The 18579-nt window shown below is 67.0% G+C and carries 14 protein-coding genes; 13 read left to right on the forward strand and 1 reads right to left on the reverse strand.

Annotated elements, in window-relative coordinates:
• Positions 1-10: 10 nt before the first annotated feature.
• The 3 genes from CFB39_RS21745 to CFB39_RS21755 all read left to right on the forward strand — a co-directional run bounded on the left by CFB39_RS21745 (position 11) and on the right by CFB39_RS21755 (position 3628).
• A complete protein-coding gene (locus CFB39_RS21745; RefSeq protein WP_089474396.1) occupies positions 11-1348 on the forward strand; it encodes a heterodisulfide reductase-related iron-sulfur binding cluster in 1338 nt (445 codons plus the stop codon).
• A gap of 31 nt (positions 1349-1379) precedes the next feature.
• Positions 1380-1961, forward strand: a complete 582-nt coding sequence (locus tag CFB39_RS21750) for a DUF3501 family protein (RefSeq protein ID WP_089474397.1) — start codon at positions 1380-1382, stop codon at positions 1959-1961.
• A 734-nt stretch (positions 1962-2695) separates the two neighbouring features.
• The gene (locus CFB39_RS21755) at positions 2696-3628 is read left to right on the forward strand and encodes a transposase (protein ID WP_089428045.1); all 933 of its coding nucleotides are present in this window, start codon (positions 2696-2698) and stop codon (positions 3626-3628) included.
• Between the two features lie 123 nt (positions 3629-3751).
• On the opposite strand, the gene CFB39_RS21760 is transcribed toward CFB39_RS21755, so the two are convergent.
• The gene (locus CFB39_RS21760) at positions 3752-5278 is read right to left on the reverse strand and encodes a mannose-1-phosphate guanylyltransferase/mannose-6-phosphate isomerase (RefSeq protein ID WP_089474398.1); all 1527 of its coding nucleotides are present in this window, start codon (positions 5276-5278) and stop codon (positions 3752-3754) included.
• A gap of 428 nt (positions 5279-5706) precedes the next feature.
• Between CFB39_RS21760 and CFB39_RS21765 the strand changes: the two genes are divergently transcribed.
• The 10 genes from CFB39_RS21765 to CFB39_RS21810 all read left to right on the forward strand — a co-directional run bounded on the left by CFB39_RS21765 (position 5707) and on the right by CFB39_RS21810 (position 18528).
• On the forward strand, positions 5707-7080 hold the full coding sequence (locus CFB39_RS21765) for an undecaprenyl-phosphate glucose phosphotransferase (protein WP_089475627.1): 1374 nt from the start codon (positions 5707-5709) through the stop codon (positions 7078-7080).
• Between the two features lie 73 nt (positions 7081-7153).
• Positions 7154-8566: a UDP-glucose/GDP-mannose dehydrogenase family protein gene (locus CFB39_RS21770; RefSeq protein WP_089428043.1), complete on the forward strand. Its 1413-nt coding sequence runs from the start codon at positions 7154-7156 to the stop codon at positions 8564-8566.
• A gap of 30 nt (positions 8567-8596) precedes the next feature.
• Entirely contained in the window at positions 8597-9040 is a 444-nt protein-coding gene (locus tag CFB39_RS21775) for a low molecular weight protein-tyrosine-phosphatase (RefSeq protein ID WP_089428042.1), read from the forward strand.
• Positions 9034-10212, forward strand: coding sequence for a polysaccharide biosynthesis/export family protein (locus CFB39_RS21780; protein ID WP_069251045.1), 1179 nt, complete (start codon positions 9034-9036; stop codon positions 10210-10212). The genes CFB39_RS21775 and CFB39_RS21780 overlap by 7 nt, the downstream gene beginning before the upstream one ends.
• Positions 10213-10262: 50 nt before the next feature.
• Entirely contained in the window at positions 10263-12488 is a 2226-nt protein-coding gene (locus CFB39_RS21785; protein WP_089474399.1) for a polysaccharide biosynthesis tyrosine autokinase, read from the forward strand.
• Between the two features lie 64 nt (positions 12489-12552).
• Complete coding sequence (locus CFB39_RS21790; RefSeq protein WP_089474400.1) at positions 12553-13512, forward strand: glycosyltransferase family 2 protein; 960 nt, start codon at positions 12553-12555, stop codon at positions 13510-13512.
• 43 nt (positions 13513-13555) lie between these two features.
• Positions 13556-14704 carry a glycosyltransferase family 4 protein gene (locus tag CFB39_RS21795; protein ID WP_089474401.1) on the forward strand — a complete coding sequence of 383 codons (1149 nt, stop codon included), beginning with the start codon at positions 13556-13558 and terminating at the stop codon, positions 14702-14704.
• 10 nt (positions 14705-14714) lie between these two features.
• A complete protein-coding gene (locus CFB39_RS21800; RefSeq protein ID WP_089474402.1) occupies positions 14715-16181 on the forward strand; it encodes a glucose-6-phosphate isomerase in 1467 nt (488 codons plus the stop codon).
• Positions 16178-17362: a glycosyltransferase family 4 protein gene (locus CFB39_RS21805; RefSeq protein WP_089428037.1), complete on the forward strand. Its 1185-nt coding sequence runs from the start codon at positions 16178-16180 to the stop codon at positions 17360-17362. The genes CFB39_RS21800 and CFB39_RS21805 overlap by 4 nt, the downstream gene beginning before the upstream one ends.
• Positions 17362-18528, forward strand: coding sequence for a glycosyltransferase family 4 protein (locus CFB39_RS21810; protein ID WP_046549987.1), 1167 nt, complete (start codon positions 17362-17364; stop codon positions 18526-18528). The genes CFB39_RS21805 and CFB39_RS21810 overlap by 1 nt, the downstream gene beginning before the upstream one ends.
• Positions 18529-18579 lie beyond the last annotated feature (51 nt).

An 18579-nucleotide genomic window follows, 5' to 3' on the forward strand; every position in this document is an offset into this window, starting at 1 on the left:
GGAGCGCTCCATGCCCCACAAGGAAGGCAGTCTCGAAGCCCCGACCCGGCATCCGCTCGACTGGCAGTCCGATGCGTTCTACGACCAGGCCGCGATCGATGCGGAAATGACGCGCGTGTTCGACATCTGTGCCGGATGCCGGCGCTGCGTGTCGTTGTGCGGCGCGTTTCCGACGCTGTTCGATCTGGTCGACGACACGCCGATGGGCGATATCGAGGAGGTGCCGAAGGCCGCGTTCGGCAAGGTCGTCGACCAGTGCTATCTGTGCGACCTCTGCTACATGACGAAATGCCCGTACGTGCCGCCGCATGCGTGGAACGTCGACTTTCCGCACCTGATGCTGCGCGGCAAGGCCGCGCGCTACAAGCGCGGCGAAGCGACGCTGCGCGACAAGGTGCTGTCGAACACCGACGCGCTGGGCCACTTCGCCGGCATTCCGATCGTCACGCAGGCGGTGAACGCGGTGAACCGCACGCCGCCCGCGCGCCATGCGCTCGAGGCGACGCTCGGCGTCGATCGCCACGCGTGGCTGCCGGAATTCGCGCCGCGCAAGTTCCGGCGCGCGGCGAGGCCGTCGGACGGCTTGCCCGTGCGCGACGGCGAACGCACGCCCGGCAAGGTTGCGATCTATGCAACCTGCTACGTGAATTTCAACGAGCCCGGCATCGGCCACGACCTGCTCGCGATCCTCGCGCACAACGACATCCCGTACGAACTCGTCACGCGCGAAGCCTGCTGCGGGATGCCGCTGCTCGAGCAGGGCAATCTCGCTGGCGTGGCCGCGAAGAAGGACATGAACCTGCCCGTGCTCGAACGCTACGCGCGCGAAGGCTATGCGCTGATCGGTGCGATCCCGAGCTGCGTGCTGATGTACAAGAGCGAGCTGCCGCTGATGTTCCCCGGCGACGAAGCGGTGCGCGCGGTGGCCGACGCATTCTGGGATCCGTTCGAATACGTGATCGCGCGCCATCGCGACGGACTGCTGAAGACCGATTTCAAGACCGGCCTCGGCACCGTGTCGTATCACGTGCCGTGCCATGCGCGCGTGCAGAACATCGGCCGCAAGACGGCCGACGCGCTGTCGCTCGTGCCCGACACGCGCGTGAACGTCGTCGAGCGCTGCTCGGGCCATGCGGGCACGTTCGGCGTGAAGAAGGAGTTTCACGCGGACGCGATGCGGATCGGCGCTCCCGTGTTCAAGGCGATGGCCGAGCCGCGGCCGGATGTCGTGTCGTCGGACTGCGCGCTGGCCGGCCATCACATCGTGCAGGGCATCGACGACCAGGGGCTGCCGTCCGCGCCGCTCGCGCATCCGCTTACGCTGCTGCGCCGCGCGTACGGCATCTGAGCCGCCGCCGGCCGACCCACGAGGATCTCCCATGACGTTGACCCGCGACTCCCTGCTGACGCTCGAAGCGTACGCGAAGATCCGCAAGGCCGAACACGCGCGGCTCGTCGCTTACAAGCGCCGCCGCGCGGTGGCGCTCGGCAACCATCTGCGCTTCCTGTTCGAGGACGAGACGACGATCCGCTATCAGATCCAGGAGATGCTGCACATCGAGAAGATCTTCGACCAGGCCGGCATCGAAGGGGAGCTGGACGCGTATCTGCCGCTCGTGCCCGACGGCACGAACCTGAAGGCGACGATGCAGATCGAATACGAGCACGAGATCGAACGGCGCGCGGCGCTCGCGCGGCTGATCGGTGTCGAGGATCGCGTGTACCTGCAGGTCGACGGGCATGCGCGCGTCTACGCGATCGCCGACGAGGATCTCGACCGCGACACCGCCGAGAAGACGTCGGCCGTGCACTTCGTGCGCTTCGAGCTCGACGGGCCGATGCGCGCGGCGCTCAGGGGCGGGGCGGCACTCTCGATCGGTTGCGATCACCCGGCCTACACGATGCCGCCGCAGCGCGTGGACGCGGACGTGACCGCGTCGCTGGCTGCAGATCTGCGCTGACGCGTCCGCTGCAACGTCCGGCACCGCTTGCCACCGGTTTTCCTTTTTCCGTTCCGACCCGAAACACAATTCCCGCCCCCGATGCGACGCGATCGCCCGCGCGTCGCCCCGGAAGATGTAACAGACGTCACGAGTTTGCGCGTGGCGAAAAATGTGCATCGCACGTCACCGTGCTTTCATCACTCGCAGAGAAACAATAAAAAGATTGTGCATGGAGATAATTTAAATCGGCCGAATTTGAATGATTTACCGATTCGTGAATATCTTGTTACGCTTTTTTCCCTGATTTACCGATATCGGGAAGCAATGCGCGGGATTGTTGCCGGCCGGGGTCGGAGCAGCCCGGAAATGCCCGTGAAAAGGCATTCTTCATACGCTGCGGAGCCCCGCCAGACGGGCCTTTGCAGCGACGGGCATAAAGATCCCGCAAAAAAATTCAAGCGTAAATACATTACGCATCCATGGCAGGTTGTTTCAGTGCGTAACATTAAGTCATTGTCATATTGAGATAAACCCTAGGGATGGTATGCTTCGTGCACAAAAATTCCCACATTGGAGTGAGACCGTGATTTGTGCGTCATTGCCGGGAATCTCGGCACCGTGAAAGTGCGGTGTCGCACCGGCATGCACAACAGCGGATAACCATAATGTGCAACCTGGCCGCCCCGCGACGCGATGTGTCGCGACGGCGCCGCCAATCGCAGCCCCGGCCTGGCTGCGTGGAGAGATCTACTATGTTCTTCGATGAGCTTACCGATGAAGAGTGGTTTCGTCTTTCAACGCTGATCGCCGATGAACCCATCCGGCTGAACCGCCGTGGGCGTCCACGAGCCGAACCGCGCGTCGTTGCCAACGCGGTGCTCTGGATCCTGACGACCGGTGAAGCCTGGTCGAAACTGCCCGGCCGCTATCCATCCGGGCCGACGTGCCGTCGCCGCTACGAGGAGTGGCTCGCGTCCGGCACGCTGCTTCAGATGATCGACGTGCTGACCCAGTTCAGCGGGCGCACGTTCGCATATATCCCGCCGCCGCCGGAGCCGGCCGTGCCCGCGCGCCGTGCCGAGCCCGTGCCCGATAACGATCGCTTGCGCGGCGTGTTCTGGCAGAACCCCGAGTCGTGGCAATTGCCGGTCGCTCAGGCAAACGTTTGGGAGGGCGAGGGTGCGTCGATGAGCGCGCGGCCGGTCGACGAAGTCGTCGATCCGTCGTTCGCGGTGCCCGGTGCGCCGTCGACGGCGCTGCGCCATGCGCATGCGTCGTCGGCGAGCTTCGCCGCGGCCGAACCGCAAGTCGACCAATATCGCGGCTATACGATCTGCGGCATCGCGCAGCCGGTGCAGAACCTGATGTATCGCGCGTGGGCCGAGATTACGCAGGACGACCGGCGCGTCGAACGCTCGGGCCTGATCGGGCCGCGCTTCACCGATGCCGAGGAAGCCGAGCAGTTCGCGCTCGACTGGGCGCGCCAGTGGATCGATCGCCATGGCGCGAGCGACGAACCGGCGCGCGAGCCGCAAGGCGAGGTGCTGGCCGGCTTGTCCGCGCTCGCGCGTGCCGAGTCGGACATCCAGCGCTTCATCGCCGAGCGCCATGCGGGCGCGCTGTCCGAAAGCCGCAACGATCCGGTGCAGCCGGAGCGTCGCGAGTACGTGTACCGCGTCGGCTGATCGCCGACCGGGTGAAACGCGCGGGCCGTCGTGTGCCACGACGCCCGCGCGGAAGTCCCGTCTTTCCATGCCTGCCTTGCCCGAGGCGCCGCTGTCGAAGCGGCGCCTCGCTGTGCACGTGCGTTACTGCCGGCCGTAGGTATCGTCGAAGCGGACGATGTCGTCCTCGCCGAGATACGCGCCCGACTGCACCTCGATCAGCTCGAGCGGCATCTTGCCCGGGTTCTCCAGGCGGTGCGACACGCCGAGCGGGATGTACGTCGATTCGTTTTCGGACAGCAGGAACGTTTCGTCGCCGCGCGTGATGCGCGCGGTGCCGCAGACGACGATCCAGTGTTCGGCGCGATGGTGGTGCATCTGCAGCGACAGTTGCGCGCCCGGCTTCACGACGATGCGTTTCACCTGGAAGCGCTCGCCCATGTCGACCGAGTCGTAGTGGCCCCACGGGCGATGCACCTTGCGGTGATCGGTCGCTTCCGCGCCGCGTTGCGCCTTGATGCGCCCGACGATTTTCTTCACGTCCTGCACGCGCGACTTGTCCGCGACGAGCACGGCGTCCGGCGTTTCGACGACGACGAGGTTCTGCGTGCCGACGCAGGCGACGAGCCGGCTTTCCGAATGCGCGAACGTCGATTCCGCGCCTTCGAACAGCACGTGGCCGCGGCCGACGTTCTCGGCCTCGTCCTTGGGCGAGATCTGCCAGATCGCGTCCCACGAGCCGACGTCCGACCAGCCCGCGTCGAGCGGCACGACGACGCTCTCGCACAGTTGCGGCAGGCTCGCGAGCGGCTCCATCACCGCGTAGTCGATCGAGTTCGACGGCGACGCGGCGAACGCTTCGCGATCGATGCGGAAGAAATCGCCATCGGCCTTGCCCTGGGCGACGGCCTGTTCGCAGGCCGCGTAGATGGCCGGTTCGAGCTGGCGGATCGCCTTCAGCCAGACCGACGCGCGAACGATGAAGATGCCGCTGTTCCACCAGTATTCGCCCGATTCGACGTACTGCCGGGCGAGTTCGAGATGCGGTTTCTCGACGAAACGGTCGAGGCGGCGCACGTCGAGTGGGCCCGTGGCGGCGTCGCCGAGCGGCGCGCCGACGCGGATGTAGCCGTAGCCGGTTTCCGCGTGCTTCGGCACGATGCCCATCGTCGCGATCTTGCCTTGCATCGCGCAGTGCACGCCGGCCGCGACGGCCGCATGGAAGCGCGGCAGGTCGGCGACCGCATGGTCGGCCGGCATCACGGTCATCACCGCATCGTTGCCGTCGGCGACCAGCCGAAACGCGGCGAGCGTCAGCGCGGGCGCGGTGTCGCGGCCGATCGGCTCGAGCATGATCGACGCGGATTTGCCGGTCAGGCGCAGCTGTTCGGCGGTGGTGAAGCGGTGATCCTCGCCGCATACGATCAGCACGTCGTCGTTCAGCGGATGGTCGGCCGCCAGGCCGTCGAGGCGCAGTGCGGTCGACTGCAGCAGCGAATGTTCGCCGAGCAGGCCGATCAGCTGTTTCGGAAAACGTTCGCGCGACATCGGCCACAGGCGCGTGCCGGACCCGCCGGCGAGAATCACCGGTTGCACGGCGACGCGCGTGCCGGCGGCGGGCGCGGTGGAAGAAGAATGGCGCGTTTCGGCAGCCACGGCCGGAGCATTCATGAGGACACTCTCCACGGTTGAAGTCAGTGCCTGTCGTTGTAGCATGAAGTAAATCGACAATAAAACCGGATCCATTGCCGGATATTCGCCACGCATTCATCGGGAAGAATTTTCCGAGCCGGCATCCGATGCAAATAAAAAAGTAAAAAATAAATCGGTGAATCGGCTGGTCTTGACCGCCCGCAAAGGGTGAGCGGAAATCGTAAAGCTTCTGAAAAATTCCCGATTCCAGGGAATTTCGGGAAAACGTGCCGAATTAATTCAGAAACATCGCGGCAAGAATTTCCGATTATTTTTCGAAATACTTGTACGCTTGAGGCGAAAATTTCTTACCGCTTCAATAGCGTCATGCAACGTTTGAATCGAATGTGCGGCACGGGTCGCACAAGGAGCTGTTCGGCAAACGCCTGTTCAAAGAGGAAGCAGACATGTTGAGCGTGCTGGCGAGAGTCATCGATATCGCGATGGTCGTGACGGGGGCGCTGATCGCCGCCGCGCTGCACGGTGGCAGCATCTGGCTCAACGACCTGCAGCGCACGATGATGCTGTTCGATTGCCTGCTCGTCGTCGTGTGCTTTCCCGCCTTCGGCATCTACCAGTCGTGGCGCGGCAAGCGTCTCGTCGGGCTGGTGGGGCGGGTCGCGTTCGCGTGGCTGGTGGTCGAGCTCGCGGGCATCCTGTTGAGCTTCAGCTTTCACCAGTCGGGCGACCTGTCGCGGCTGTGGCTGGGGTACTGGGCGCTCGTGACGATGGCGCTGCTCGCCGGCTCGAAGGCCTGCGTGCACGTCGTGCTGCGGCAACTGCGCCGCGGCGGCTACAACCTGAAGGCGGTCGCGATCGTCGGCGGGACGCCGGCGGCGCGGCGGCTGATCGCCCAGATGCGGGCGCGGCCGGAAGCCGGTTTCAACCCGGTGTGCGTGTACGACGAGAGCGAAGCGCCCGGCGAAGTCGCGCTCGACGACGTGCGCATCGAGCGGCAGTTCGAATCGCTGGTATGGCTGGTGCGCAGCCGCGCGATCAGCGAGCTGTGGCTCACGCTGCCGATCACGGAGGAGCGCCGGATTCACCAGATCGTGACGGTGTTCCGCCACGACTTCGTGAATATCCGCTTCATCCCGGACGTGCGCACGCTGTCGTTCTTCAACCAGGAAGTGGTCGAGGTGCTCGGCGTGCCGGCGATCAACCTCGCGGCGTCGCCGATCACCGACGTGCGGATCCTGCCGAAGTTCGTGTTCGACCGGGCGTTCGCGCTGGTGGCGCTCACGGGCCTCGCGCCGGTGATGCTGCTGATCGCGTGCCTGATCAAGCTGACGTCGCGCGGCCCGGTGTTCTTCCGCCAGAAGCGCAAGGGCATCGACGGGCACGAGTTCGAGATCTACAAGTTCCGCTCGATGAAGGTGCACCAGGAAGTGGCGGGGCAGGTCACGCAGGCGAAGAAGAACGATTCGCGCGTGACGCCGGTCGGCCGGTTCCTGCGCCGCACGAGCCTCGACGAGCTGCCGCAGTTCATCAACGTGCTGAAGGGCGAGATGTCGGTCGTCGGCCCGCGCCCGCATGCGCTCGCGCACGACGACATCTACAAGGATCTGGTCAAGGGCTACATGTTCCGCTACCGGATCAAGCCGGGCATCACCGGGTGGGCGCAGATCAACGGCTATCGCGGCGAGACCGACCAGATCGAGAAGATGATGGGACGCGTGAAGCTCGATCTGTACTACATGCAGAACTGGTCGTTCTGGCTCGACATCAAGATCGTCGTGCTGACGCTCTGGAAAGGCTTCACCGGCAGCAACGCGTACTGAGCACCGAGATCGCGCCGCGCAGGCATTCCGGTTTTACGAATTTCGAATCATTGGTCAAGAGGTCCGACACATCATGAATCTGACTATCATCGGCAGCGGTTACGTAGGGCTGGTCACCGGCGCATGTCTGGCCGACATCGGGCACGACGTGTTCTGTCTCGACGTCGACCAGGCAAAGATCGACATCCTGAACAACGGCGGCGTGCCGATCCACGAGCCGGGCCTCAAGGAAGTGATCGCGCGCAACCGCTCGGCGGGCCGCCTGCGCTTCTCGACCGATATCGAGGCCGCGGTCGCGCACGGCGACGTGCAGTTCATCGCGGTCGGCACGCCGCCCGACGAGGACGGCTCGGCCGACCTGCAATATGTACTTGCGGCCGCACGCAACATCGGCCGCTACATGACGGGCTTCAAGGTGATCGTCGACAAGTCGACGGTGCCGGTCGGCACGGCCGAGCGCGTGCGCGCGGCGGTGGCCGAGGAGCTCGCGAAGCGCGGCGGCGACCAGATGTTCTCGGTCGTGTCGAATCCGGAGTTCCTGAAGGAAGGCGCGGCGGTGGACGATTTCACGCGGCCGGACCGCATCGTGATCGGCTGCGACGACGACGTGCCGGGCGAGCGCGCCCGCGAGCTGATGAAGAAGCTGTACGCGCCGTTCAACCGCAACCACGAGCGCACGCTGTACATGGACGTGCGCTCGGCCGAGTTCACGAAATACGCGGCGAACGCGATGCTCGCGACCCGCATCTCGTTCATGAACGAGCTGGCGAACCTGGCCGACCGCTTCGGCGCGGACATCGAGGCCGTGCGCCGCGGGATCGGCTCCGATCCGCGCATCGGCTATCACTTCCTGTACGCCGGCTGCGGCTACGGCGGCTCGTGCTTCCCGAAGGACGTCGAGGCGCTGATCCGCACCGCCGACGAGCACGGGCAGGCACTGCAGATCCTGAAGGCGGTGTCGTCGGTCAACGCCACGCAAAAGCGCGTGCTCGCCGAGAAGATCGTCGCGCGCTTCGGCGAGGACCTGAGCGGCCGCACGTTCGCCATCTGGGGCCTCGCGTTCAAGCCGAACACCGACGACATGCGTGAAGCGCCGAGCCGCGAGCTGATCGCCGAGCTGCTGTCGCGCGGGGCGCGCATCGCCGCGTACGACCCGGTCGCGCAGGAGGAAGCGCGCCGCGTGATCGCGCTCGATCTCGCCGATCACCCGAGCTGGCTCGAGCGCCTGAGCTTCGTCGACGACGAGGCGCAGGCCGCGCGCGATGCCGACGCGCTCGTGATCGTCACCGAATGGAAGATCTTCAAGAGCCCCGATTTCGTCGCGCTCGGCCGCTTGTGGAAATCGCCGGTGATCTTCGACGGCCGCAACCTGTACGAGCCGGAGACGATGAGCGAGCAGGGCATCGAATACCACCCGATCGGCCGGCCGGGCTCGCGCCAGGCCGTCGCCGCCCGTGTGCCGGGCACCGCGCCCGCCAGCGCGTAACCCGTTTCCCGTCACTCGTTACGAGACGCCATGTTCCGGAACATCCTGATCGTCTGCCACGCGAACGTCTGCCGCAGCCCGGCAGCGGAACTGCTGTTCAAGTCGCACGCCGCGTCGCGCGGCGGCCCGCGCCCGACGTTCCACTCGGCGGGCGTGCATGCGAACGACGGCGACGGCATCGATCCGGTGATGCGTCAGCTGCTCGCCGAGCGGGGCGTCGATGCGACGACCCATCGCTCGCGGCGGCTGTCGCGCCGGATCGTGCGCGACGCCGACCTGATTCTCGTCAGCGAGCGCGGACAGATCAAGGCCGTCGAATCGGTCGATCCGTTCGCGCGCGGCAAGGTCCACCTGCTCGGCAAGTGGGAAGGGGCCGAGATTGCCGACCCGCACGGCGGCCCCGAGGCCGATTACCGCGAGAGCTACTCACTGATCGAACGTCTGGTTCAAGGATGGCTACAGAAACTATGCTGAAACGCCCGATGCGCCCGGTGGCGCTTGCCGTCGCGCTGACGACTTTCCTGTCAGCCTGTGCAACCGCGCCCGGCAACTACCTCGACTCGTCGAACCTGAAGGACGAAGGCCGGCAGCAAGCGGCCGAAACCTATCCGGTTCATTACATCGACGCCAAAGTGGTGATGGACCAGCTGCAGAAAGCGCAGGTCGACCATCCGCTGCCGCCCGGACGTTATACCGATCCGTCGGAGTACGTGTACCGCGTCGGCCCGCAGGACATCCTCGGCGTCACCGTGTGGGACCACCCCGAGCTGACGACGCCGCAGGGCCAGTCGTTCTCGAGCGGCGGCAACACGACGCAGTCGGTCGCGGGTGCGTTGCAGCAGCCGTATACGACCGCGCTGCCGGGCCAGGCCGATCCGTACGGCCAGACGGTGGCCTCGGACGGCACGATCTTCTTCCCGTTCGTCGGCCGCATCAAGGTGGCCGGCAAGACGGTCGCGCAGATCCGCGAGCAGATGGCCACCACGCTGTCGCGCTACGTGAAGAATCCGCAGCTCGACGTGCGCGTGCTGTCGTTCCGCAGCCAGAAGGTGCAGGTGACGGGCGAGGTGAAGCAGCCGGGCCCGCTCGCGGTGAGCGACGTGCCGCTGACGCTCGTCGACGCGATCTCGCGCTCCGGCGGCTCGACCAACGAGGCCGACCTGCAGCGCGTGCGCCTGACGCGCGACGGCAAGCTCTACACGCTCGACGCGAACGGCGTGCTCGATCGCGGCGAGGTGAAGCAGAACGTGATGCTGCAGCCGGGCGACATCGTCAACGTGCCGGACCGCAGCGACAGCCGCGTGTTCATCATGGGCGAGGTCAAGACGCCGGTCACGGTGCCGATGCTCAAGGGCAAGCTGACCATCGCCGATGCGCTGACCGCGGGCGGCGGCATCCTCGACACCGACGCGAACCCGCGCAAGATCTACGTGATGCGCGGGATGCGCGACAACCCGACGAAGCCTGAAGTGTTCCGCCTCGACATGACGCAGCCGGATGCGCTGATGCTGTCGAGCCGCTTCCCGCTTCAACCGCTCGACGTCGTCTACGTCAGCACGGCCAGCTCGGTGCAGTTCAACCGTGTGCTGCAGCAGGTGCTGCCGACGATCCAGACGATCTTCTACATGCGGCAAATCACGCGCTGATAGCCCGCCGGGGCGGCGCCTCCGCCCCGGCACCACTCAAGCGGGAACGAATGGTGAACACGCAAGCGAAACACACCTACGCGGATCTGTCCGCGAAAACCGAGGAAGAGGACGTCGTCCTCGGCCAGTTGCTCCAGGTGATCATGGACGACATCTGGCTGCTGCTCGGCATCGCGGTCACGGTCGTCGCGCTCGCCGGCCTCTACTGCTACATCGCGAAGCCGGTCTACCAGGCCGACGTGCACGTGCGGGTCGAGGGCAACGACAACACGTCGCAGGCGCTCACGCAGACGCAGACGGGCGCGATGATCAACAGCGGCCCGCAGCAGGCGCCGACCGACGCGGAAATCGAGATCATCAAGAGCCGCGGCGTGGTCGCGCCGGTGGTCGAGCAGTTCAAGCTGAACTTCTCGGTCGTGCCGAAGACGCTGCCGGTGATCGGCAGCCTCGCCGCGCGCATCGCGACGCCGGGCGAGCCGGCGAAGCCGTGGCTCGGCCTGAAGTCGTACGCATGGGGCGGTGAAGTGGCCGACGTCGATTCGATCAACGTCGTGCCCGCGCTCGAAGGCAAGAAGCTGACGCTGACGGCCGGCCCGAACGGCACCTATTCGATCGTCGACCAGAACGGCATGCGGCTGCTGTCGGGCCATGTCGGCGAATCGGCGCAGGGCGGCGGCGTGACGCTGCTCGTGTCGAAGCTCGTCGCGCGCCCCGGCACGCAGTTCACGGTGGTCCGCTACAACGATCTCGACGCGATCAGCGGCTTCCAGACCGGCATTCAGGTGACCGAGCAGGGCAAGCAGACGGGCGTCGTGCAGATCTCGCTCGAAGGCAAGGACCCGGACCAGACCGCCGCGATCGCGAACGCGCTCGCGCAGTCGTACCTGAACCAGCACGTGGTCGCGAAGCAGGCCGAAGCGACCAAGATGCTCGACTTCCTGAAGGGCGAGGAGCCGCGCCTGAAGGCCGACCTCGAACGCGCGGAAGCCGCGCTGACGCAGTACCAGCGCACGTCGGGCTCGATCAACGCGAGCGACGAGGCGAAGGTCTACCTCGAAGGCAGCGTGCAGTACGAGCAGCAGATCGCCGCGCAGCGCCTGCAGCTCGCGTCGCTCGCGCAGCGCTTCACCGATTCGCACCCGATGGTGATCGCCGCGAAGCAGCAGCTCGCGGAGCTGCAGGGCGAGAAGGACAAGTTCAGCAACCGCTTCCGCAGCCTGCCGGCCACCGAAGTGAAGGCCGTCCAGCTGCAGCGCGACGCGAAGGTGGCCGAGGACATCTACGTGCTGCTGCTGAACCGCGTGCAGGAGCTGTCGGTGCAGAAGGCCGGCACGGGCGGCAACATCCACCTCGTCGATTCGGCGCTGCGTCCGGGCGATCCGGTCAAGCCGAAGAAGGTGCTGATCCTGTCGGCCGCCGTGTTCCTCGGGCTGATCCTCGGCACGGGCGTCGTGTTCCTGCGCCGCAACATGTTCCAGGGCATCGAGGATCCCGACCGCATCGAGCGCGCGTTCAACCTGCCGCTGTACGGGCTGGTGCCGCAAAGCGCCGAGCAGGTGAAGCTCGACGCGCAGGCCGAGAAGAGCGGCAGCCGTACCCGGCCGATCCTCGCGAGCCTGCGTCCGAAGGATCTCAGCGTCGAGAGCCTGCGCAGCCTGCGCACCGCGATGCAGTTCGCGATGATGGATGCGAAGAACCGCGTGATCGTGCTGACGGGCCCGACGCCGGGCATCGGCAAGAGCTTCCTGACGGTCAACCTCGCGGTGCTCCTCGCCCATTCGGGCAAGCGCGTGCTGCTGATCGACGCCGACATGCGGCGCGGCCTGCTCGACCGCTACTTCGGCCTCACGTCGCAGCCGGGCCTGTCCGAGCTGCTGAGCGACCAGTCGGCGCTCGAGGACGCCGTGCGCGAGACGCCGGTGCAGGGCCTGTCGTTCATCTCGGCCGGCACGCGCCCGCCGAACCCGTCGGAGCTGCTGATGTCGACGCGCCTGCCGCAATACCTCGAAGGGCTCGGCAAGCGCTACGACGTCGTGCTGATCGACTCGCCGCCGGTGCTGGCGGTGACCGACGCGACCATCATCGGCCGCATGGCCGGCTCGACGTTCCTCGTGCTGCGCTCGGGCATGCATACCGAAGGCGAGATCGCCGACGCGATCAAGCGCCTGCGCACCGCGGGCGTCGACCTGGAAGGCGGGATCTTCAACGGCGTGCCGCCGAAGGCGCGCGGCTACGGCCGCGGCTATGCGGCCGTGCATGAATACCTGAGCGCCTGATCCGCATCGCACGTAACCGGGCGGGCAGCGCGTGTTGCCTGCCCGGCCGACAGGAGAATCAACGATGAAAATTTCCGTGCTCGTTCCGACCTATCGGCGGCCCGCCGACCTCGCGCGCTGCCTGCTGGCGCTGCAGCGCCAGCATCGGCTGCCCGACGAGGTGATCGTCGTCGCGCGCCCGGAGGATGACGCCACGCACGAACGGCTCGCCGATCCGGCGGTCGGTGGCACGCTGCCGCTGCGCATCGTGCCGGTCGAGGTGCCGGGCCAGGTCGCCGCGCTGAACAAGGGGCTCGACTCGGCGAACGGCGACATCGTCGCGATCACCGACGACGACGCGGCGCCGCACCCCGACTGGCTCGCGCGCGTCGAGTCGGTGTTCGAGGCCGATCCGCGCGTGGGCGCGGTTGGCGGGCGCGACTGGGTGCACGAGAAGGGCCGCGTGCTCGACGAATCGCGCGAACGCGTCGGCCAGCTCACGCTGTCCGGCAAGATCGTCGGCAACCATCATCTCGGCGTCGGCGGCCTGCGCGAAGTCGACATGCTGAAAGGCGCGAACATGAGCTACCGCCGCGCGGCGATCGAGCGGCTGCGCTTCGACACGCGGCTGCGCGGCGCCGGCGCGCAGATGCACAACGACATGGGTTTCAGCATGCACGTGCAGCGCGACGGCTGGAAGCTCGTCTACGACCCGGCAATCGCGGTCGATCATTTCCCGGCCGAGCGCTTCGACGACGACCGGCGCGATGCCGCGTCGCTGAATGCGATCAGCAACGGCGCGTACAACATGCACCTGATCCTGCGCGAGCATCTGCCGCCGGTCCGGCGCGAGATCGCGTGGTGGTGGTGGACGCTGGTCGGCACGCGCGTCTACCCGGGCCTCGCGCACGTGCTGCTGTCGCTGCATACGGCGCGGCGCGAGCGGATCCGCGAGCACTGGCGCGCGGTGCGCCGCGGCGCGCGCGACGCCCGCCGCGCGAACCTTGCCCCCCATCGTGCGGCGATGCCGCCGGTGACGTCTTGAACGGCCTGCGCGCCTCGCGCGCGGCCACCCACGGAGGGCTCGCATGACTGCAACGAAAGCTGCCACGAACGTCCACGTTCACCTGTTTTACGGCGCCGATCCGCGTACTTACCGGAAAGGCGAGAACATCGGCTGCCTGTACGGCTATCACCATGCAGAATCCGAAGAATTCCGGCTGACCTATTCGCAGGACGGCGGCGAAAATCGCGTCGCCAGCCTCGCGCGCCGCGCGCTGAAGGCGGCGCTCGGCTTCGACGTCGTGCATGCGTGGCGCAACCGCGCCGCGCTGCTGAACACCGACGTGATCTGGACGCACACGGAGCAGGAGCACCTGGCCGCTGCGCTGATCCTGAAACTGGCTGGCGCGCAGGGCAAGCGCCCGCTGCTGCTCGCGCAGAGCGTGTGGCTATTCGACAAGTGGAACAGCTTCGGCGGCCCGCGCCGCTGGCTGTACCGCAAGCTGATCGCGCGCGCCGACGCGCTGACCACGCTCGCCCGCGACAACGCCGAGCTGTGCCGCCGCTATCTCGGCCGCGACGCCGAGTTCGTCTACTACGGGCTGAACACGCAGGATTTCCCGATCACCGAGCCGCGGCAATGGCAACCGAACCGGCCGCTGCGGATCGCGGCGATCGGCAACGATCGCGACCGCGACTGGCGCACCTTCCTCGCCGCGTTCGGCGGCGACGAGCGCTACGACGTGCGGCTCGCGACGCGCCGCCGCGTGCCGCGCGAGTGGCACGCGCCGAACGTGAAGATCGGCTCGGCGTCGGGGCTCGCGAAGCAGCACGAGCTGTACGCATGGGCCGACGTGATCGTCGTGCCGCTGCGGCCGAACTTCCATGCGTCGGGCATCACGGTGATGCTCGAGGCCGCCGCCGTCGGCAAGCCGATGATCGTGTCGGATGTCGGCGGGCTCAGTGACTACTTCCCGCACGATACGGCCGCCTATGTGCCGGCGTTCGACGCGCAGGCAATGCGCCAGGCCGCCGATCGCTTCGTGGCCGATCCGGTCGCGGCGCTCGCCTGCGCGCAGGCCGCCGCCGCGTGCCTGCGCGACCGTGACCTGACCACGCAGGCGTTCGCCGAGCAGCACGTGCGGATCACGCGCGACATGCTGCGCCGGCGCCGGACGCCGGCTGCCGCGGGCCTCGCGATGCCGCTCGCGGATTCGCGCCCGTCGTCGCGGTGAGAGCGGATCGATGAGTACGATTGCCGCCGAACGCGCACCGTCGCGCAAACGCAACTGGCTTCCCGAGCGGAAGCACTGGGTCGGGCAGGCCGGGCTGTGGACGTTCACGGCCGCGCTGATCGCCATTCACCAGGGCAAGGTGCTGACGCTCGCGTTTCCGGTGCTGGCCATCGCGGTCGGCCTCTGGCTGTATTTCAAGAGTCCGGCGCGCTATGTCGGCTTCATGTGGTGGGTGTGGTTCCTGAGCCCGGAAGTGCGGCGTCTCGCCGACTGGTCGAAGGGCGCGTTCACGCCGACGAGCCTGATCCAGGTCGCGCCGCTCGCGGTGACGATGATCGCCGGCCTCGGGCTGATCCGGCATTACCGCGTGCTCGCGCAGCGGCGCGGGATCCCGATCCTGCTGATGCTGTTCGGGCTTGCGTACGCCTACCTCGTCGGGATCGTGTCGAGCGGCGTGATGGCCGCGACCTACGACCTCGCGAACTGGGTGTACCCGCTGCTGATCGGCTTTCACATCATGGTCAACGCACGCGACTACCCCGAGTACCGCGACGTGCTGCTGTCCACGTTCATGTGGGGCATGCTCGTGATGGGCCTGTACGGCGTCGTGCAGTACTTCGTGATGCCGCAGTGGGACGTGCTGTGGATGATCGGCTCCGACATGGGCTCGCAGGGCGAGCCGGTGCCGTACGGCGTGCGCGTGTTCAGCACGATGAACTCGTCGGGGCCGTTCGCGTTCGCGATCATGGGCGCGCTGGTGTTCGTGTTCGCCGCGCCGCAGAAGATCCGCTGGTTCGCCGGGGCGGCCGGCTTCGTGTCGTTCGCGCTGTGTCTCGTGCGCTCGACGTGGGGCGGCTGGGTGATCGCGCTCGCGATCCAGCTCGCGCAGTCGAACAACCGCGTGCGGATGCGGATCCTGATCAGCGGTGTCGTGCTGGTCGGCCTGTGCGTGCCGCTGCTGACCGTCGGGCCGGTGGCCGACCGTCTCGGCGCGCGCCTGCAGTCGATCACGAACCTGAAGGACGACCGCAGCTACGACGACCGCAACAAGTTCTACGCCACCTTCGCGCAGACGGCGTTCACCGACGTCGCCGGCGAAGGGATGGGCGCGACGGGTGCATCCACGAAGCTGTCGAGCGACAGCGGCGAGCTCGGCAAGTACGGCAGCTTCGACAGCGGCGTGATGAACGTGCCGTTCGTGCTCGGCTGGCCCGGCACGCTGCTGTACCTCTCGGGTGTCGTGATGCTGTTCAGCCGCACGCTGCGCGCGGCGTTCAAGTTGCGCAAGGACAAGTTCGTCGGCGCGTGCCTGAGCCTGTGCCTGTCGACCTTCGCGATGCTCGTGTTCACGAACTCGCTGATCGGCACGGGCGGCCTGCTGATGTTCACAGCCATTTTTTCGATTCTTTCCGCGGCGCACTGGCAAAAGGCACAACGCCTGCTGGCCGCCGCGCGTTTACGGGGAGGCGACCATTGAGAATCGCGATCGTCACGCACGTCGTGCGACATAACGACGGGCAGGGCCGCGTCAATTACGAAATCGCGCGCGCGGCGCTGGCCGAGAACTACGAGGTCACGCTGGTCGCGTCGCATGTCGCGCCCGAGCTGCTGGCCGACCCGCGCGTGCGCTGGGTGCCCGTGAAGGTCGGCGGCTTCTGGCCGTCGAATCTCGTCAAGCAGCAGGTGTTCGCGCTGAAGAGCGCGGCCTGGCTGCGATCGCACCGCAGCGAGTACGACGTGCTGCACGTGAACGGCTTCATTTCGTGGATCAAGGCCGACGTCAATACCGCGCACTTCGTGCACGGCGGCTGGTTCAAGAGTCCGTACTATCCGTTCGGGCCGACGAAGGGGCTGTGGTCGGCCTACCAGTACGTCTATACGCGTGTGAATACCACGCTCGAGCGCTGGGCGTACCGGCGTTCGCGCGCGATCACGGCCGTGTCGCAGAAGGTGGCCGACGAGATCGCCGGGCTCGGCATCGACAGCCGCAAGATCAGCGTGATCTACAACGGTGTCGACGCCGGCGCGTTCGCGGGGGCGCAGGCCGACCGCGCGGCATTCAAGCTGCCGGACGATGCGTTCCTGCTGCTGTTCGTCGGCGACCTGCGCACGCCGCGCAAGAACCTCGGCACCGTGCTGAAGGCGCTGACGAAGCTGCCGGCGAACGTGCACCTGGCGGTGGCCGGCTATCTGCCCGGCAGCCCGTATCCGGAGGAGGCGCGCGCGCTCGGCATCGATTCGCGCGTGCATTTCCTCGGCCTCGTTAAAAACATGCCGACGCTGATGCGCTCGGTCGACGCGTACGTGTTCCCGTCGCGCTACGAAGCGATGAGCCTGTCGCTGCTCGAGGCGATGGCCGCCGGGCTGCCGGTCGTCACCGCGCGCACGGCGGGCGGCGCGGAAATCATCACGCGCGAATGCGGGATCGTGCTGGAGGATCCGGACGATCCGGCCGCGCTCGCGCAGGCGATCGGCTCGCTCGCGGCATCGCGCGACACCTGTCGCACGATGGGCGAAGCCGCCCGCGAACTGATGACCCGTTTCGGCTGGGCGCACATGGGCGCCCAGTATGTCGCGCTTTACCGGCGCATCGGCCAACCCACGCAGCCGTCCGCTTTCGAGCGGGCCGAGCATGCAGTCACGCAGGAGCAAACGTGATGTCCCAATCTTCCCGGCCGATCAAATCGTTGCAAATCGGCATGCACTGGTTCCCCGAGCGCGCGGGCGGCCTCGACCGGATGTACTACTCGCTCGTCGGCGCGCTGCCGGGCGCGGGCGTCGAGGTGCGCGGGCTCGTCGCCGGCTCGCCGAAGGTCGCCGACGACACGGACGGCGCGATCCAGGGCTTCGGCCCCGCATCGGAGTCGCTTGCACGCCGGATGCTCGCCGCGCGGCGCGCGTTGCGCGAGGAGATCCGCAGCGAGCGGCCGGACGTGATCTCGTCGCACTTCGCGCTGTACACGTTCCCGGGCCTCGACGTCACGCGCGGGATTCCGCAGGTGTCGCATTTCCAGGGGCCGTGGGCCGACGAAAGCCAGGTCGAGGGCGCCGCGTCGCTCGGCCAGCGCGCGAAGCGCTATCTCGAACAGGCGGTCTATACGCGTTCGTCGCGGCTGATCGTGCTGTCGCAGGCGTTCGGCCAGATCCTGACGAACCGCTACGGAATCGATCCGTCGCGCGTGCGCGTGATTCCCGGCTGCGTCGATACCGCGCAGTTCGACACGCCGCTCACGCCGGCCGAGGCGCGGCACAAGCTGCAACTGCCGCAGGACCGGCCGATCGTGCTGGCCGTGCGCCGGCTCGTGCGGCGCATGGGGCTGGAGGACCTGATCGACGCGATCGGCCTCCTCAAGCACCGTCACCCGGACGTGCTGCTGCTGATCGCCGGCAAGGGCAAGATCGGCGAGGAACTGCAGCAGCGCATCGATGCCGCCGGGCTGCAGGACAACGTGAAACTGCTCGGCTTCGTGCCCGACAACCATCTGGCCGCGTTGTACCGCGCGGCGACGGTCAGCGTCGTGCCGACGGTCGCGCTCGAAGGCTTCGGGCTGATCACCGTCGAATCGCTCGCGTCCGGCACGCCCGTGCTGGTCACGCCGGTGGGCGGGCTGCCGGAGGCGGTGGCCGGGCTGTCCGACGATCTCGTGCTGCCGTCCACGGGCGCGGACGCGATCGCGGAAGGGCTCGGCGCGGCGTTGTCGGGCGCGATCACGTTGCCCGACGAGGCCGCGTGCAAGCGCTATGCACGTGACCATTTCGACAACGCGGTGATCGCGCGGCGCGTTGCCGGCGTGTACGAAGAGGCGATCCAGGCGGCAGGTTGAGTGTGCCGCGGCGCGCGACCTGCGTGCCGAACCGAAAGCCGAACCGGCGGC

Source organism: Burkholderia sp. AU6039, assembly GCF_002223365.1.
Taxonomy (GTDB): Bacteria; Pseudomonadota; Gammaproteobacteria; order Burkholderiales; family Burkholderiaceae; genus Burkholderia.